This is a genomic window from Nonomuraea insulae (assembly GCF_042656245.1).
This window is the reverse complement of record NZ_JBHSPA010000004.1, coordinates 69,603-83,639: the sequence shown is the minus strand read 5'-3', so window position 1 is coordinate 83,639 and position 14,037 is coordinate 69,603. Positions and strand designations below refer to the sequence as shown.

Here is a 14,037-nt window from a genome sequence, read left to right as displayed (position 1 = left end):
CCACATCGCCACCGTCATCGACAGCGCCCGGCAACTCGCCGAACGACTCGGCTGGCTGGATTCCGCCGCCCCGGTCAGCGAAGGTGCCCCGAGTACCACCGGCCACACAGATGAGGCGGTCTGACGCGCTCCGCGCCCTGGTGATCGGTTCTGGAGATGGGTCCTTTCCTGATCGCCTGTTTCCGTACGGCACGCGTAGATGTCGGCTGGAAATGAACACGTTCGACCATCGGCACCGGCAATCAGACGGCGGCCGCCCCTGCTTCGACCGGTCCGGAAGACCGATCCCATGCAGCCATCGATGCACCGCCAGAGGAGCACGGCCATGGGCATCATCGCCTGGATCATCCTCGGACTGGTCGCCGGGGTGGTGGCCAGAATGCTGGCTGTGCGCGATCATCGGCGCGGTAGTCCTGCTGCTCGGCCACAACCTGATCACCGGTCGGCGCTCGGACAACCGCTCCGGTCGCCGATGAATCCTCTCGAGGTCCTCCGGAGTTCGCGCTCCGGAGGCGGCGGAAGGGTTGCGTGATGCCCATCGCCGGAGCCATCGCGGCCATCGCCTTCGGCGCCATTCTCACCTTCGTCGTGGCCGACGGGTCAGTGGGCGGGTTCGACGTGCGCATCGCGGGCGTTCTCCTGATGCTCGGCGGGCTCCTCCTGCTGCCGCTGCTGCTCCGCACCAGGTCACGCTGGAGCCAGTCGACCGCCCGCAGCCGGCAGGACACCATCGATGAACGACCACCGCCCAGTCCGGATGCTCCCTCCGGCCACGACGCCACGAGACCCCGTGGCCGCGGGCCTGCCGGCAACCGCGGGCCCTGACCTGCGCTGAACTCAATTCGCTGCTTTCACCGTCGAGCGCTCGGCAGGAGGTGAGAACGGCGTTGATCCTGGAGGCAGAGATGACCACAATCGTCGCCGTCGCTGTGGTGGCGATCCTCGTCGCGGCCATCGGCTTCGTCATCGTGCAGCAACGCTGGCAACGCATCCGCCGGCTCGTCGGCCGCAGGAAGCACGCTGCCTCCAGCAAACGCGACACTGCATCGCTACCGGAAGGCCCACGAGATCAGCGCCTGCGTCGCCCAAGGCGAAGCGTCCACCGAGGACTTACGACAGGCCATGTCGCACCACCACCTCCTTTTCCGGAACTCCCCGACAACACTGACGAACACCACCACTCTCGGCCCGCCGACCACACCCGCCATGGCCAACCGACATCCCCGGGAGACTCCCGAAACGGCTCGCGACAAGGTGAAGTGACATGACCACGCAACACGACGAACGTCTCGACGAAACCGCCGACCTGCCGCCGCCCTCGCCCGAGTCCACGCCGAGGCGCGACAACGCCGGCAAGCGCAGGCTGCCGCCCCCGTCCGACAAGCTCGTTTTCGGTCCGGTGGTCCAGCTTGACGCGACACCGGCGCTGCCCGAGCCGCTGCCCGACAACGATCCTGCCGACTGATCCACCCGAAGGCGGCCGTCCGGCTCTGACCTCGTATCTGATGCCCTCAATGGGGCAGGTCGAGTCGGATCAAGCTTCTGGAGGCGAAGCCCGACGATGTCGGGCTGAGCGCGATCTGCGCCTTACCCAATGTTCCCAGGCTGAGAGTGCTATGCCGATGTCTCGGGAGCATCAGCCACAATCTGAGAGCGAGACACGACATGAATGGTGCTCGCAAGACCGAAGCTCATGCCGCTGGAGGCCGCTCCCAGCCGAATGGGGCCGACGAGTCGCCCGATCACGCGGCCAACGCGCAGTGGCTCAAGGACAACCCGGTCGCCATGCCGCAGGTGGGTGCCGGGAGGTGGGCCGTGTACGATCGCGACGGCCATCTGCGCGGCGATGTCGTCAGCGGCGGCCCGACCCGCGACACCCGCTTCAAGGCGACCAGCGCGACGAACGAGTGGTCGCCTACTGACCAGGCGCCGGGCTACGGCATCACCCTGCACGACGCCGGGGCCTACCTCCTCGACACCAGCGTGAGCAGTGGACGGCCGGATGAGGGAGAGGGTGGGCGTCCATGACCGATCGAGTCGCGCGTTCAACGGCCAGTGCGCGGGCGAATGGTTTCCGATCCGGTGATTCCCCTGGGGGATGACGCGCATGTCGGCGTGGACCTGACGCCACAACTCGAACTCGGGCCCTCATCGGTGGGCATCAGATCCGAGGTCACATCGGGCCGCCATTTACGAAATCGATGCTGTTATCGATTGTGGTGATCGGGCCCGGCTATTCCCGCTTCGTGCCATCAGGAAATAGCCCGGCACAAACCTGAAGAGATCATGAATGTCATTGTGGGTGCCGACGGCTCCGCAGCCGCGACCGCGGCCGTCGAGTGGGCGGCCGACGAACCCGCGCGCGGGGTCCGCTCCAACCCCTGACATCGTCCATGCGGGCTCGACGACTATGGCGCCTGCGAGCCCGCTCTCGCCTACGCTTTCGAGCAGGCGATGCTCCGCGCGAGCACGCTGCGTGCCGTCCACGTGTGGCAATTGCCGAGGGGCAAAGCTGACCTTATGGTTTTCGCAAATTCCTGACAGACGATATCCCCGGCCTGCCGAAAAATTGCTTCCTGGCGCGCCCGCCGGCCTCTATGTTGGAATCGGGGATATCTCGGAGGTCGTCCCGAGTGAGGTATAATAAAAATACCGAGGACATTTCGAGCGTTGGCATTCGGGTTGGCGTCGCCCACGGCGATAGATCATCTGCGGAGCCTCTGCGGGCCCGGAACAGGTCAGGCGAGTATGACGCCGACACTTCTTTCTCATCTCAAGCCGCTCAGCGCCATCGCTTCCGCGGTTCCGGCCAGCGACTCGACCGTCCGTCTCAGCCTGAGTCCCGCGCTCGACCGGCGCGCCACCGTGGACGGGGCATGGTGGCCGTACTCCCGCGACGCCGCCGCCGAACTCCCGGGCCTCATCGCCGCCGTCGACCAGCGGCTCGATCGGATCACGCTGAGCGTCGGCGTGTACCGGGACTCGTGGGACCACATTCCACGCCGTCTCCAGGCGCGCGGCCGCCGGATCAGGGTCGGCTGGTTCCACCACACCGATCCCCGCGTGATCACCTTGCGGCCGGCCGGGGCCGAGCCCATCACGCTGCTGGTCATCGAGCCGGGCACCGCCGTCACCGCCGCCGAGGCCGCGCTCAGGCTCACCGCCCAGGACACCACCGGCTTCGACCCCGCCGGCATCCTCACCACCGCCCACCTTCCCGCCACGGCGCGCGCACCGGCAGTCCGTGGCCGGCCATCCACCACTCCCGGCTTCTCCGATCGGAGAACCTCATGACCGTCTTCGGCATGGCCAGGCCCGCCGAGCCGGGCGCATCGGCCGCCACCACCGTCCACCTGTCCGGCGAGATCGACATCTTCACCAGCGAGGCGCTTCGCCGGCGGTTGCTGAGGACCCTGCGCCGGAGTACGAACCTGCTCATCCTCGACCTGTCCGAGGTGTCGTTCTGCGACTCCTCGGGCCTGGCCGTGCTGGTCGGCATCCAGCACCGCGCCCGAGCCCAAGGCATCACCCTTGCCCTGGCCAATCCGCGTCCATACACCTCCCACGTCCTGCGCGTCACCGGACTGGACCGGGACCTGCAGATGATCGCCTGATCTGACGTCGTACAGCGACACACCGGCGACAAGGACCGCCCGTAACCAGCCGCCGAGGCCCCGGATCACCACCCGACCCTGAACGGCGACCCCGAGAGGGCTGATCGCATGGACAGCCGCGACGACGAAGAGCGCCATGAGCGGACCCCCGCTCCGGATCTCGACCACACGCCGCCTGGCCCCCCTTCTGACCAGCTCGTCTTCGACCCGGCGGCCGAACCCGCACCACCGCAAGACGGTTCGTTGCTCGGCAGCGACCCGAGCGGTGTCCTGGACCGATGGCACGACCTTCAAGCGTCCTTCGTGGACGACCCGCGCGAAGCCCTCCAGCGAGCCGACTCGCTCATGGACGAAGTGATGACCTCCATCCGCGAGACGCTGGAACGCCGTCTGGGCGAGCTCCGGGAGCCCTGGAAGGGCACCGAACAGGACGATTCGGAAACCGAGCGGCTGAGGATGGCCCTGCGCGCCTACCGCAACGTCTTGCACAAGCTGCTGCCGCTCGCCGACGACCACGCGACGCGGTGACGTCGTGCTCGCCATCGTTGGCGCAGAAAACGCTGACCGGGCCCCTGCCGGCCGTCAGTCCGGGATCCGGAACGGCAGGAAACACACCACCGCGTCCGTGTGGTCACGCAGGGCGGCGGCCAGGAGCAGGTCCCGCTGGGTGTGCAGGAGGCGGTAGCGGGGATGGGGCGGCTCGATGCGGGGGATGACCACGGCGATCCACCTGCCGTCCGCCTCCTGGCGCCGCACGTACTCGACGATCGGGCCGACCACCGTGTGGCTGGGACTGTCCAGCACCTGGAGGCGGGCCCCCGGGTTCCACCGGTCCCAGCCGGCGCGCAGGCCGTCGAGTTCCCCGGGGGCGTCGGACACGACGACGGCGACGATCTCGCCGCCGAAGGCCAGCGCCGTGCTGATCGCCCGTTCGGATATGGTGCTGATCGCGGAGGCCGGGCTGAGCGGGACGATGACGAGCCGCGAGGCCGGATCGGGGCGGTGCGGCGCGGGCTGGGGTTGCCCGAACCCGAGCGCGATGCCGACCTTGGTGTAATACCCCTCCACCCAGGTGAACAGCAGCATCAGCAGGGGAACCGCCACGAGGACCACCCAGGCGCCCTCGGTGAACTTCGTGGTGAGCAGCACCAGCGCGGCCACCGTCGTGGCCACGGCGCCGACGCCGTTCAGCAGCGCCTTGCCCGCCCACTTCTCCGGACGCAGCCGCATCCAGTGGCGGACGAGCCCTGTCTGGCTGATGGTGAACCCGGTGAACACCCCGATGGCGAACAGGGGGATCAGCCGATGGGTCTGCGCGTCGACCGCGATCAGGAGGACGGCGGCCAGGACGGCCACCGCGACGACGCCGTAGCGGTGGACGGGCCGTTCGGAGCGCAGTGAGAACAGGTGGGGCAGCCGGTGGTCCTTGGCCAGCAGGCTCATCAGGACCGGCAGACCGCCGAAACTGGTGTTCGCGGCCAACCCGAGCGCGAGGGTGACGATGATGTTGGCCGCGTAGTAGAGCCAGCCCGTGCCGTAGGCGCCGGCGGTGAGCTGAGCGAGGATGGTGACGTCCGCCCGCGGGGTCACGTCGTCGCGACGGATGAGCAGGGCCATCCCCACCAGCATCGTTCCCAGCAGCCCGCCCAGCATCAACTCGGTCCGCTGGGCCCGGCGGACTCTCGGCTCGCGGAACATCGGCACGCCGTTGGCGATGGCCTCCACCCCGGTCAGCGCCGAACAGCCGGAGGAGAACGCCTTGAGGATCAGCAGCACGCTGAGCGCCTCGTAGCCGGGCAGGGGCATGGCCGTTCCGACCACCGCCGCCGGGTGGGCCCGAGCCAGCCCGACGACGATGACCCCGAAGATGCTCACGATGAACAGCAGGGTCGGCAAGGCCAGCACCCGCGCGCTGTCGGCGATGCCGTACAGGTTCAGTGCGGTGAGCACGGCCAGTCCCACCAGGCAGGTCCCCAGGAGGTGGGAGCCGAGGGCGGGAAAGGCGGAGGCCAGGCTCGCGGCGCCCGCCGCGAGGCTGACCGCCACGGTGAGCACGTAGTCCACGATGAGCGCGGCGGCGGCCAGCAGGCTGACCTTCGGGCCGAGGTTCTGTTTGGCCACGGCGTAGGAGCCGCCGCCGTCCGGATAGGCGGCGATCACCTGGCAGTAGGAGGTCACCAGCAGGATGAGCAGCCCGGCGATGGCGAGCGTGACCGGCAGGGTGTAGCCGACCGCGGCGCTCCCCGCGGCGACGAGGACCAGGGCGATCGCCTCGGGGCCGTAGGCGACGGAGCTGAGCGCGTCGAGGGACAGCGCCACCAGTCCTTGCAGGCTGGTCAGGTGGTGCTTGGCGCCCTCGCCGTGACGAAGCGGGATCCTCGGCCCCCGCTGCCCGGACAGAAGGCTGGGGGCCGTGGCGACCGCCCGGTCCGCCCGGAGGCCGGGCCTGTCCCGGTGGCGGTCCGGATCAGCTGTCCGCAAAGGCCTGGTCCGATCCCCGCTCCTGCTCCTCGGCCGTCATGCGCATGCGGAAGAGCTTGTCGATGACGAACCCGATGAGGTACGTGAGGACGAAGGTGAAGAGCCCGACGACCACGATGGCGGCCGCCTGCTTGCCGAGCACCGCGATCGAGCCGCCGTGGAACAGCCCGGGCACCCCGCGCAACTGGCCCGTGGCGAAGAAACCGAGCGCCAGGAGCCCGACGATCCCGCCCACGCCGTGGATGCCGGTGACGTCCAAGGTGTCGTCGTAGCCGACGACGAACTTCATCTCCACCGCGTATGTGCACGCGATGGCGGCGAGGATCCCGATGACGAAGGCTCCGGTGGAGTCCACGAAGGCGCACGCGGGAGTGATGGCCACCAGTCCGGAGAGCGCGCCGCTGGCGGAGCCCATCTTGGTCATGTGCCGGAAGCGGATCCATTCCAGCAGCCGCCACGTCAGCATCGCGGAGCAGCCGGCGATCATGGTGCTAACGAAGGCCCTGGCGGCCAGCCCTCCGTCTGTCAGCGCCGAACCGGCGTTGAACCCGAACCAGCCGAACCACAGCAGGCCCAAGCCGAGCATGACATAGGAGATGTTGCCCGGCTTGGGCCCCGCCTGGCGCCGGAAGCCGACACCGCGGCCCAGCACGAGAGCCATGGCCAGTCCGGCGATGCCCGAGTTCAACTCGACGACCAGGCCGCCGGCGAAGTCCATCACGCCCCATTTGCTGAGCCATCCTGACGGCGCGAAGACCCAGTGGGCGATCGGCGCGTAGACCAGGGTGATCCAGACCACGGCGAAGGCCAGCCACGGGCCGAAACGGGCGCGTCCCGCGATCGAGCCGCTGATGAGCGCGACCGTGATGATGGCGAAGGTCGCCTGGAAGGCGGCGTAGACGTAGGTGGGGATCCGCCCGATCACGTCCGTGGGAGCCATGCCGGGGAAATCGGCCCAGCCGATGAGCCCCGCACCGCCGACGTCCTTGCCGAAGCTGAGGCCGTAGCCGTAGGCGAACCACACGACGGTCACCAGGCTGATGCAGATATAGCTCATGTAGAGCATCGTCAATAGATTCTTGGAGCGGACCATTCCGCCGTAGAAAAAGGCCAGCCCGGGAGTCATGAGAAGCACCATCGCGGTGCTGACCAGCATCCAGGCGGAATCGCCGGTGTTCAGGCCGCTCGGCATTGTCTTCCCCTCGGTATGAGCTGTGCCCCCGGGTTTTCATCCCAGACATATGACGAAGCCCTGCCCGCTGTCCTCACCTCGACGCTCTGGACGCAAACGCGAAGGTCCGGGTTTTTGCTCACCATTGACGTGTCTCTATTTTTCGGGGACCCGCGGCGGGGAAATTACGGGGCGACCCGCGCAGCCCATGTGAATCCCGGAGGAACGGAGGCCTGCTGCCTTATGGCCACCTCGTCGTCGCAGCCGGACGGCAAACGGGGCAGGACCGGCTCGGCCCAGGGCGAGCGTCCGCTCGACGCCCTGCTGCCGGTTCTCCGGGGTGTCGCGCAGGTCGACTTCCAGCCGAGCCACTGGGTCGGCCTGGTGTTCGTCATCGCGCTTTTCGTCGGCGGCTGGCAGTACGGCGTCTTCGGACTGCTGGGAACGGTGGTCGCCACCGCCACCGCCCACCTGCTGGGCGTCACGTGGGATCGGGTGTCCATGGGCCTCGAAGGCTTCTGCGGGACGCTGATCGGGGTCAGCCTCGTGCTCTACCTCGGCGTCAGCTGGATGACCTTCTTCCTGGTCATCGGGGGCGCCATCGCCGGAAGCGTGCTCACCTCGGCCACGAACACGGTGCTCACGCCGTACGGCCTGCCGACGTTCACCGCGCCGTTCTGCGTGATCACCACGGTCATGGTGATCGGGGGGCCGTCGTTCGAGCGGGTCTGGGCCGGGCACGTCAACACCAGCGCGCCGTCCGTGACCGATCCCGGCACCACGGTCAGCTGGACCGATGTCTGGCAGGGCACCTTCAACGGCGTCGGCCAGGTGTTCTTCCAGGACAAGTGGTACGTCGGCGTGATCTTCCTGGTGGGGCTGCTGGTCGCCGGCCGGCGGATCGCGCTGGTGGCGTTCCTGGCCAGCCTGCTCGGGCTGCTGGTGGGCTGGTCGTTCGGCGCGCAGGCGGCCGACCTCGGAGCCGGCCTGTACGGCTACAACTCGGTGCTGACCGGGATCGCGCTGGCCGGCACGTTCGTGGTGCTGACCTCGATCAGCGGCGTCTACGCGGCGATCGGCGCGGCCTGCGCCGCCGCCCTGACCGCCGGGATCGGCAACCTGTTCTCGGTGGTCGGCGGCCACACCCTCACCTGGCCGTTCGTGCTGGTCACCTGGGTCTTCCTGGCCGCCGCCCCGATGTTCGCCAAGATCCACCGAGCCGCCACCTGAGGCGCAGGGAAGAGAAAGAGGGGACCTGAATGAATCTCACACCCCGAGAGATCGACAAGCTGCTCATCTTCGTCGTCGCGGAGCTGGCGGACAAGCGCAGGAAGCGGGGGCTGAAGCTCAACTACGGCGAGTCGGTGGCGCTGATCAGCTTCGCCATCATGGAGGCGGCCCGTGACGGCAAGACCGTGGCCGAGTGCATGGAACTGGGCAAGAAGGTCATCGGCCCGGACGACGTGCTGCCCGGCGTGCGCGGAATGCTCAAGCTGATGCAGGTCGAGGCGTCCTTCGACGACGGCACCAAGCTGGTTTCCTGCCATGATCCCATAGGTGGGAAGTGACGATGCGGCCTCGCGACGTCCTGCTGGCCACCGGGCACGAGAGCAGCGGCGGGCCGATCTCGCGGCGTGACGTGCTCGTGCCGGGAACCGAGGCCTACGTCGCCGGACGCGATCTGGCCTCGGCCGTCCGCGACCACGACCGGGCCGTGGTCGTGCCGATGACGCTGGGCCGCGACCCGGACCTGATCGCCACGGCCGCGCAGACCCTGACCTGGGCGGCACACGACAGAACGCCGGGAGACCTGCTGCTCACTCAACCGCTGGGCTCGGTGGAACACCTGGTCGGCTGGATCAAGGCGGTGATCGGCACGGTCCTGCGCGCCGGGACGCCGCCGCAGGCCGTGCTGCTGGTGGCCCCGGCCGCCAGGCCGGAGGAGGACGCGGAACTGTTCAAGGTGGCGCGCCTGGTCTGGCAGGACCTGCCGGTCCCCTGGGTGGAGGTGGCGCTGACCGGCGGCCGGCCGGACGTGCCCGGCGGCCTGGGCCGCTGCCGCCTGCTCGGTGCCACGGACGTGCTGATCGTTCCCGCCTCGTTCCATCCGGCGCCGGTGCTCGACGGCGCGCGAACCGCCGGGCCGCTGCTCGGCCAGGCCGCGCTCCGAGCACTGATCACGGACCGGGTGGCCACGGCGGAGCGTCGATGGCGCCTCGACGGCGACGACGGCCTCACCGGTCACGTGGCCGCGCACCATCACCATCACCACGATTCCCTGGAAGGGGCGGCGTTTCATGTCGGATGACGATGTCTACATCTACGGAGAAGGAAAGATCGAGCTCAACGCGGGACAGCGAAGAGTGACGCTCACCGTGCGGAACACCGGGGACCGGGCGATTCAGGTGGGCTCTCATTTCCATTTCTTCGAGACGAACCGGGCGCTGGGCTTCGACCGGGAAAAGGCATTCGGAATGCGTCTCGACATTCCGGCGGGAACCGCCGTGAGATTCGAGCCAGGCGACACCAGGGAAGTGCAGCTCGTGGAATATGGCGGTGGCCTGAGAATCGTCGGTTTCGGCGGATTGCTCGACGGCAGCGTCCGCTCGGGGGAGGCGCGGCGGGAAGCCGTCGCGAGAATGCGCGCTCGCGGTTATCGCGACGAGCCGAGCACCCCGGAGAAGCCGGAGAAGCCGGAGAAGGGCGCTGCCAAGACGAAGCGCTCACCCCGTACGGGCAAGAAGGGCTGACCTCGATGACCAGCATCGACCGCAAGCGGTACGCGAGCATGTACGGCCCCACGGTGGGCGACCGGATCCACCTGGGTGACACCAATCTGGTCGTCGAGGTGGAGAAGGACTACACCGAGGGGCACTACGGCGACGAGGTCCAGTACGGCGGCGGCAAGACCGCCCGGGACGGCATGGCGGCCGATCCGGCCTCGCAGAACGCCACGGTCGCCCTCGACACGGTGATCACCAACGCCGTGATCATCGATCCGGTGCTCGGCATCGTCAAGGCCGACATCGGCATCAAGGACGGCAGGATCGCGGGCGTCGGCAAGGCCGGCAACCCGCACACGCAGAACGGCGTGGACCGGCGGCTGATCGTCGGCGCGGGAACCGAGGTGATCTCCGGCGAGAACCTCATCGCCACGGCGGGGGCGATCGACACCCACGTCCACTTCATCTCCCCGCAACAGGCGCAGCACGCGCTCAGCAACGGGGTGACCACGCTGGTCGGCGGCGGCACCGGGCCCGCCGACGGCACCCGCGGCACGACCTGCTCGCCCGGCCCGTGGAACATCGGCCGCATCCTGCAGTCCTACGAGGGCATCCCGATCAACATCGGGGTCTACGGCAAGGGCAACAACAGCCTGCCGCTGTCCCTGGAGGAGCAGATCCAGGCGGGCGCCTGCGGCCTGAAGGTGCACGAGGACTGGGGTTCGACGCCCGCGGTCATCGACTGCGCGTTGACCGTGGCCGACCGCCACGACATCCAGATCACCATCCACACCGACACGCTCAACGAGGCGGGGTTCGTCGAGGACACCATCAGCGCGATCAACGGACGCGCGATCCACACCTACCACTCCGAAGGGGCCGGCGGCGGCCACGCGCCGGACATCCTGCGGGTGACCGGCGAGCCCAACGTGCTGCCCGCCTCCACCAACCCGACGCTGCCCTACACGGCCAACTCGGTGGACGAACTGCTGGACATGACGATGGTCTGCCACCATCTCAGTTACGACGTCCCCGAGGACATCGCCTTCGCCGAGAGCCGGGTCCGCGCCGAGACCATCGCGGCGGAGACGGTGCTGCACGACCTGGGCGTGATCAGTATCATCGGCTCCGACTCCCAGGCCATGGGCCGGGTCGGCGAGTCCGTCACCCGGGCCTTCCAGATCGCCCACCACTGCAAGGACAAGCGGGGGCCGCTGCCGGAGGACTCCGCCCGCAACGACAACTTCCGGGTGCTGCGCTTCATCTCCAAGGTCACCATCAACCCGGCACGGGCCAGCGGGATGGCGGACACGATCGGCTCGCTGGAGGACGGCAAGCTGGCGGACATCGTGTTGTGGCCCGTGCACTCGTTCGCCGCCAAGCCGTTCATGGTCGTCAAGGGCGGGCTGATCAGCTGGGCGGAGATGGGCGACCCGAACGCGTCCCTGCCCACCCCGCAGCCGGTCTACTACCGGCCCATGTACGGCGCTTTCGGCAGGGCGCTGCAGAGGACCTGCGTCACCTTCATGTCGGACGCGGGAATCCAGCACAACGTGCCTGAGCGGCTTGGGCTGGAGCGGATCATCGAGCCGGTGCGGCAGTGCCGTACGGTCGACAAGCGGCACATGCAGTACAACTCCACGCTTGGCGACATCCGGGTCGATCCGGAGACCTACAAGGTCACCCTTGACGGTGAGCTGATGACCATCGAACCGGCCCGCAAACTCCCGCTCAACCGGCTGTACTTCATCGCATGAGCCCGCCGCGGGGTGGCTTGGAGCCGCTGTTCGCCCAGTTCCAGCTGACGGACTCGGGCTTTCCCAGCGGGCTGTACACGCTGTCGCACGGGCTGGAGGGCTACGTCCAGGAGCAGCGGATCGGCTCCGGCGAGCTGGACGTCCTGCTCGCGGATCTGCTGGAGAACTCGGTGGGTCCTGGAGACGCGACGGCCCTGGTGCTCGCGCACCGCGCGGCTCTGGCCGGCGACTGGGATCGGGTGGTGGAGGTGGACCGCCGCCTGCACGCCATCAAGCTCGTCCGCGAGCAGCGCGCGGCCTCGGTCCGGACGGGAGGACAGGTGCTGGCCACGGCCGTCCCGGCTCTCGGCTCTGCCGCCGCCGCCCGGCTGGCCGACCTGGTCGCGCGGAAGGTCACACCCGGCAACCACGCGGTCGTCATCGGGGTGGTCCACGCGGGTGGCGGGGTGCCGGTGACGAACGCGGTGGCCGGTGACCTGTACGCGTTCGCCGCGAGCTTCGTGGCCGCGGCGGTGCGGCTGGGCCGTACCGACTTCCGCAGGGCACAGGCGATCCTGCGTGCGGCCAGACCGGTCCTGGCGCGGGTCGCCCGGGCGGCCCTCGACGCCGGCGACCCGCGCGACGTGCACGGCTGTGTGCCCGCCGCGGACATCGTCTCCGCCGGTCACGAGCGGGCACCGGCCCGTCTGTTCACCACCTGAAGGGATCGCCATGGAGCTGGAGAAGGTGTTCAAGGTCGGCATCGGCGGGCCCGTCGGGTCCGGCAAGACGGCGCTCATCGAAGCGCTCATCCCCATCCTCGTCGGGCGCGGGCGCCGGCCCGGCGTCATCACCAACGACATCTACACCCAGGAGGACGCCGACCATGTCCGTCGCGCGACGGCCGGCGTCCTGGACCCGGACAAGGTGGTCGGTGTCGAGACCGGGGCGTGCCCGCACACCGCGGTGCGCGACGACCCGACCATGAACCTCGCGGCGGCGGCCGAACTGCTCGATCGTTTTCCCGACATCGACCTGCTGCTCTTCGAGAGCGGTGGGGACAATCTGACGCTGACGTTCAGCCCGGTGCTGGCAGACGTGTACGTGTTCGTCCTGGACACCGCCGAGGGCGAGAAGATGCCGCGCAAACGCGGCCCCGGCACGACGGACTCGGACCTGCTGATCATCAACAAGATCGACATCGCGCCCTATGTGCGGACCGACCTGTCCGTCATGGAACGCGACGCGCACAAGGTGCGCGGGGACGGGCCCGTCATCCTCACCGACTGCCTGACAGGGACCGGGGTCGCCGAGGTGGCGGACTTCATCGAGGCCCGGCAGGGGGCGGAGTGGATCTCGCGGAGCTAGGAGACCGGTCGGATGGCCCGCCCGATCGGCTGGCCCCGGCCAGGTACACCGCGGGGTGGCTGCCCCGCCAGATCGCCCGGTACGCCTCCGTCGTGGACATGTTGCCCGTCGGCAGCCCCGGCAAGGTCGGCGTACTCGACCTGGCCTTCGAGCGGATCGGCGACCGGACCGAGCTGACCGCCCACTACCAGAAGGCGCCGCTGCACATCGCGCGCCCGCTGTACGACGACCCTGAGCGGCCGGACATGCCGTCCGTCATGTTCCTGTCCTCCAGCGGCGGCGTCATCCAGGGCGATCGCTACCGCATCGACGTGACCTGCGGCGCGGGCTCGTCGGTACACCTGTCGACTGCGGCCGCCACCCGGATCTACCGGATGGACCAGGACTACGCCTCCCAGCTCGTGAACTTCAGCGTGGGCCCGGGAGCCTACCTGGAGTACCTGCCCGGGCACACGATCCCGTACGTGGACTCGCGCTACTACCAGCGGATCGCCGTCACCGCGGATCCGGAGGCGACCGTCGTCCTGGGGGAGACGGTGATGGGAGGCCGGCTGGCCCGCGGTGAGCGGCACGCCTACGCCGCCTACTGCGGCGACCTGGAGGTACGCGGTCCCAACGGGCAACTGGTCTTCTACGACCCGATGCGCCTGGCACCGCCCGAGCGCGCGGTGACCGGACCGGCCGTGCTGGCCGGTTTCGGCGTCGTGGCCTCCTTCTACGTCGTCACCTGCGTCAGGCCCGCGCGGGAGCTCGCCGACGCCATGCACGACACGCTCGCCACGACAGGACTGCGGGCGGGCGCCGGCGTGCTGCCGGGGGAGCGGGGGGCGTGGGCCAGGATCCTCGGCGACCGCTCCCTCGATGTCACGGCCGCGCTGCACCTGACCTGGGACGTCGTGCGCAGGCTGCTCATCGGTGTGCCCGCGCCTGACAGATGAGGCGCG

At 68.9% G+C, this 14,037-nt stretch carries 16 protein-coding genes; 14 read left to right on the top strand and 2 right to left on the bottom strand.

All coding sequences use genetic code 11. The annotated features are described in order from the left end of the window. Positions 1–531 precede the first annotated feature (531 nt). The 6 genes from ACFPZ3_RS01850 (at position 532) to ACFPZ3_RS01825 (ending at position 4,142) form a co-directional block, all read left to right on the top strand. Positions 532–825, top strand: a complete 294-nt coding sequence (locus tag ACFPZ3_RS01850) for a hypothetical protein (protein WP_379512137.1) — start codon at positions 532–534, stop codon at positions 823–825. A gap of 439 nt (positions 826–1,264) precedes the next feature. After that, on the top strand, positions 1,265–1,465 hold the full coding sequence (locus tag ACFPZ3_RS01845) for a hypothetical protein (protein ID WP_379512136.1): 201 nt from the start codon (positions 1,265–1,267) through the stop codon (positions 1,463–1,465). Positions 1,466–1,665: 200 nt separating this feature from the next. Further along, entirely contained in the window at positions 1,666–2,028 is a 363-nt protein-coding gene (locus tag ACFPZ3_RS01840; protein ID WP_379512135.1) for a hypothetical protein, read from the top strand. A gap of 720 nt (positions 2,029–2,748) precedes the next feature. Continuing rightward, positions 2,749–3,294, top strand: a complete 546-nt coding sequence (locus ACFPZ3_RS01835; RefSeq protein ID WP_379512134.1) for a DUF5994 family protein — start codon at positions 2,749–2,751, stop codon at positions 3,292–3,294. Next, positions 3,291–3,614, top strand: a complete 324-nt coding sequence (locus ACFPZ3_RS01830) for an STAS domain-containing protein (RefSeq protein WP_379512133.1) — start codon at positions 3,291–3,293, stop codon at positions 3,612–3,614. Before ACFPZ3_RS01835 ends, ACFPZ3_RS01830 begins: the two co-directional genes overlap by 4 nt. Positions 3,615–3,722: 108 nt before the next feature. Beyond that, positions 3,723–4,142, top strand: coding sequence for a hypothetical protein (locus tag ACFPZ3_RS01825; protein ID WP_379512132.1), 420 nt, complete (start codon positions 3,723–3,725; stop codon positions 4,140–4,142). Between the two features lie 54 nt (positions 4,143–4,196). On the opposite strand, the gene ACFPZ3_RS01820 is transcribed toward ACFPZ3_RS01825, so the two are convergent. Both ACFPZ3_RS01820 and ACFPZ3_RS01815 read right to left on the bottom strand, forming a co-directional pair. Then, positions 4,197–6,095, bottom strand: a complete 1,899-nt coding sequence (locus ACFPZ3_RS01820) for an APC family permease (RefSeq protein WP_379512131.1) — start codon at positions 6,093–6,095, stop codon at positions 4,197–4,199. Then, positions 6,082–7,287: an ammonium transporter gene (locus tag ACFPZ3_RS01815; RefSeq protein WP_379512130.1), complete on the bottom strand. Its 1,206-nt coding sequence runs from the start codon at positions 7,285–7,287 to the stop codon at positions 6,082–6,084. Before ACFPZ3_RS01815 ends, ACFPZ3_RS01820 begins: the two co-directional genes overlap by 14 nt. A gap of 222 nt (positions 7,288–7,509) precedes the next feature. On the opposite strand from ACFPZ3_RS01815, the gene ACFPZ3_RS01810 reads away from it, so the two are divergent. The 8 genes from ACFPZ3_RS01810 to ACFPZ3_RS01775 are packed head-to-tail and all read left to right on the top strand — an operon-like array spanning position 7,510 to position 14,031. Further along, positions 7,510–8,496: an urea transporter gene (locus ACFPZ3_RS01810; protein WP_379512129.1), complete on the top strand. Its 987-nt coding sequence runs from the start codon at positions 7,510–7,512 to the stop codon at positions 8,494–8,496. Between the two features lie 29 nt (positions 8,497–8,525). After that, complete coding sequence (locus tag ACFPZ3_RS01805; RefSeq protein ID WP_379512128.1) at positions 8,526–8,834, top strand: urease subunit gamma; 309 nt, start codon at positions 8,526–8,528, stop codon at positions 8,832–8,834. A gap of 2 nt (positions 8,835–8,836) precedes the next feature. Continuing rightward, complete coding sequence (locus tag ACFPZ3_RS01800; RefSeq protein WP_379512127.1) at positions 8,837–9,574, top strand: sirohydrochlorin chelatase; 738 nt, start codon at positions 8,837–8,839, stop codon at positions 9,572–9,574. After that, positions 9,564–10,016, top strand: a complete 453-nt coding sequence (locus ACFPZ3_RS01795; RefSeq protein WP_465263534.1) for an urease subunit beta — start codon at positions 9,564–9,566, stop codon at positions 10,014–10,016. The genes ACFPZ3_RS01800 and ACFPZ3_RS01795 overlap by 11 nt, the downstream gene beginning before the upstream one ends. Before the next feature lie 5 nt (positions 10,017–10,021). Continuing rightward, entirely contained in the window at positions 10,022–11,746 is a 1,725-nt protein-coding gene (gene ureC, locus ACFPZ3_RS01790; protein ID WP_379512126.1) for an urease subunit alpha, read from the top strand. Next, the gene (locus ACFPZ3_RS01785; protein WP_379512125.1) at positions 11,743–12,447 is read left to right on the top strand and encodes an urease accessory protein UreF; all 705 of its coding nucleotides are present in this window, start codon (positions 11,743–11,745) and stop codon (positions 12,445–12,447) included. The genes ureC and ACFPZ3_RS01785 overlap by 4 nt, the downstream gene beginning before the upstream one ends. Positions 12,448–12,457: 10 nt before the next feature. Continuing rightward, positions 12,458–13,093 carry an urease accessory protein UreG gene (gene ureG, locus ACFPZ3_RS01780; protein WP_379512124.1) on the top strand — a complete coding sequence of 212 codons (636 nt, stop codon included), beginning with the start codon at positions 12,458–12,460 and terminating at the stop codon, positions 13,091–13,093. After that, the gene (locus tag ACFPZ3_RS01775) at positions 13,075–14,031 is read left to right on the top strand and encodes an urease accessory protein UreD (protein ID WP_379512123.1); all 957 of its coding nucleotides are present in this window, start codon (positions 13,075–13,077) and stop codon (positions 14,029–14,031) included. The genes ureG and ACFPZ3_RS01775 overlap by 19 nt, the downstream gene beginning before the upstream one ends. Positions 14,032–14,037: the final 6 nt, after the last annotated feature.

Bases quoted from the DNA above. Each gene is read 5' to 3' on its own strand.
- ACFPZ3_RS01850 (WP_379512137.1), top strand. From the start codon at position 532: ATGCCCATCGCCGGAGCCATCGCGGCCATCGCCTTCGGCGCCATTCTC.
- ACFPZ3_RS01845 (WP_379512136.1), top strand. From the start codon at position 1,265: ATGACCACGCAACACGACGAACGTCTCGACGAAACCGCCGACCTGCCG.
- ACFPZ3_RS01840 (WP_379512135.1), top strand. From the start codon at position 1,666: ATGAATGGTGCTCGCAAGACCGAAGCTCATGCCGCTGGAGGCCGCTCC.
- ACFPZ3_RS01835 (WP_379512134.1), top strand. From the start codon at position 2,749: ATGACGCCGACACTTCTTTCTCATCTCAAGCCGCTCAGCGCCATCGCT.
- ACFPZ3_RS01830 (WP_379512133.1), top strand. From the start codon at position 3,291: ATGACCGTCTTCGGCATGGCCAGGCCCGCCGAGCCGGGCGCATCGGCC.
- ACFPZ3_RS01825 (WP_379512132.1), top strand. From the start codon at position 3,723: ATGGACAGCCGCGACGACGAAGAGCGCCATGAGCGGACCCCCGCTCCG.
- ACFPZ3_RS01815 (WP_379512130.1), bottom strand. From the start codon at position 7,287: ATGCCGAGCGGCCTGAACACCGGCGATTCCGCCTGGATGCTGGTCAGC.
- ACFPZ3_RS01810 (WP_379512129.1), top strand. From the start codon at position 7,510: ATGGCCACCTCGTCGTCGCAGCCGGACGGCAAACGGGGCAGGACCGGC.
- ACFPZ3_RS01805 (WP_379512128.1), top strand. From the start codon at position 8,526: ATGAATCTCACACCCCGAGAGATCGACAAGCTGCTCATCTTCGTCGTC.
- ACFPZ3_RS01800 (WP_379512127.1), top strand. From the start codon at position 8,837: ATGCGGCCTCGCGACGTCCTGCTGGCCACCGGGCACGAGAGCAGCGGC.
- ACFPZ3_RS01795 (WP_465263534.1), top strand. From the start codon at position 9,564: ATGTCGGATGACGATGTCTACATCTACGGAGAAGGAAAGATCGAGCTC.
- ureC (WP_379512126.1), top strand. From the start codon at position 10,022: ATGACCAGCATCGACCGCAAGCGGTACGCGAGCATGTACGGCCCCACG.
- ACFPZ3_RS01785 (WP_379512125.1), top strand. From the start codon at position 11,743: ATGAGCCCGCCGCGGGGTGGCTTGGAGCCGCTGTTCGCCCAGTTCCAG.
- ureG (WP_379512124.1), top strand. From the start codon at position 12,458: ATGGAGCTGGAGAAGGTGTTCAAGGTCGGCATCGGCGGGCCCGTCGGG.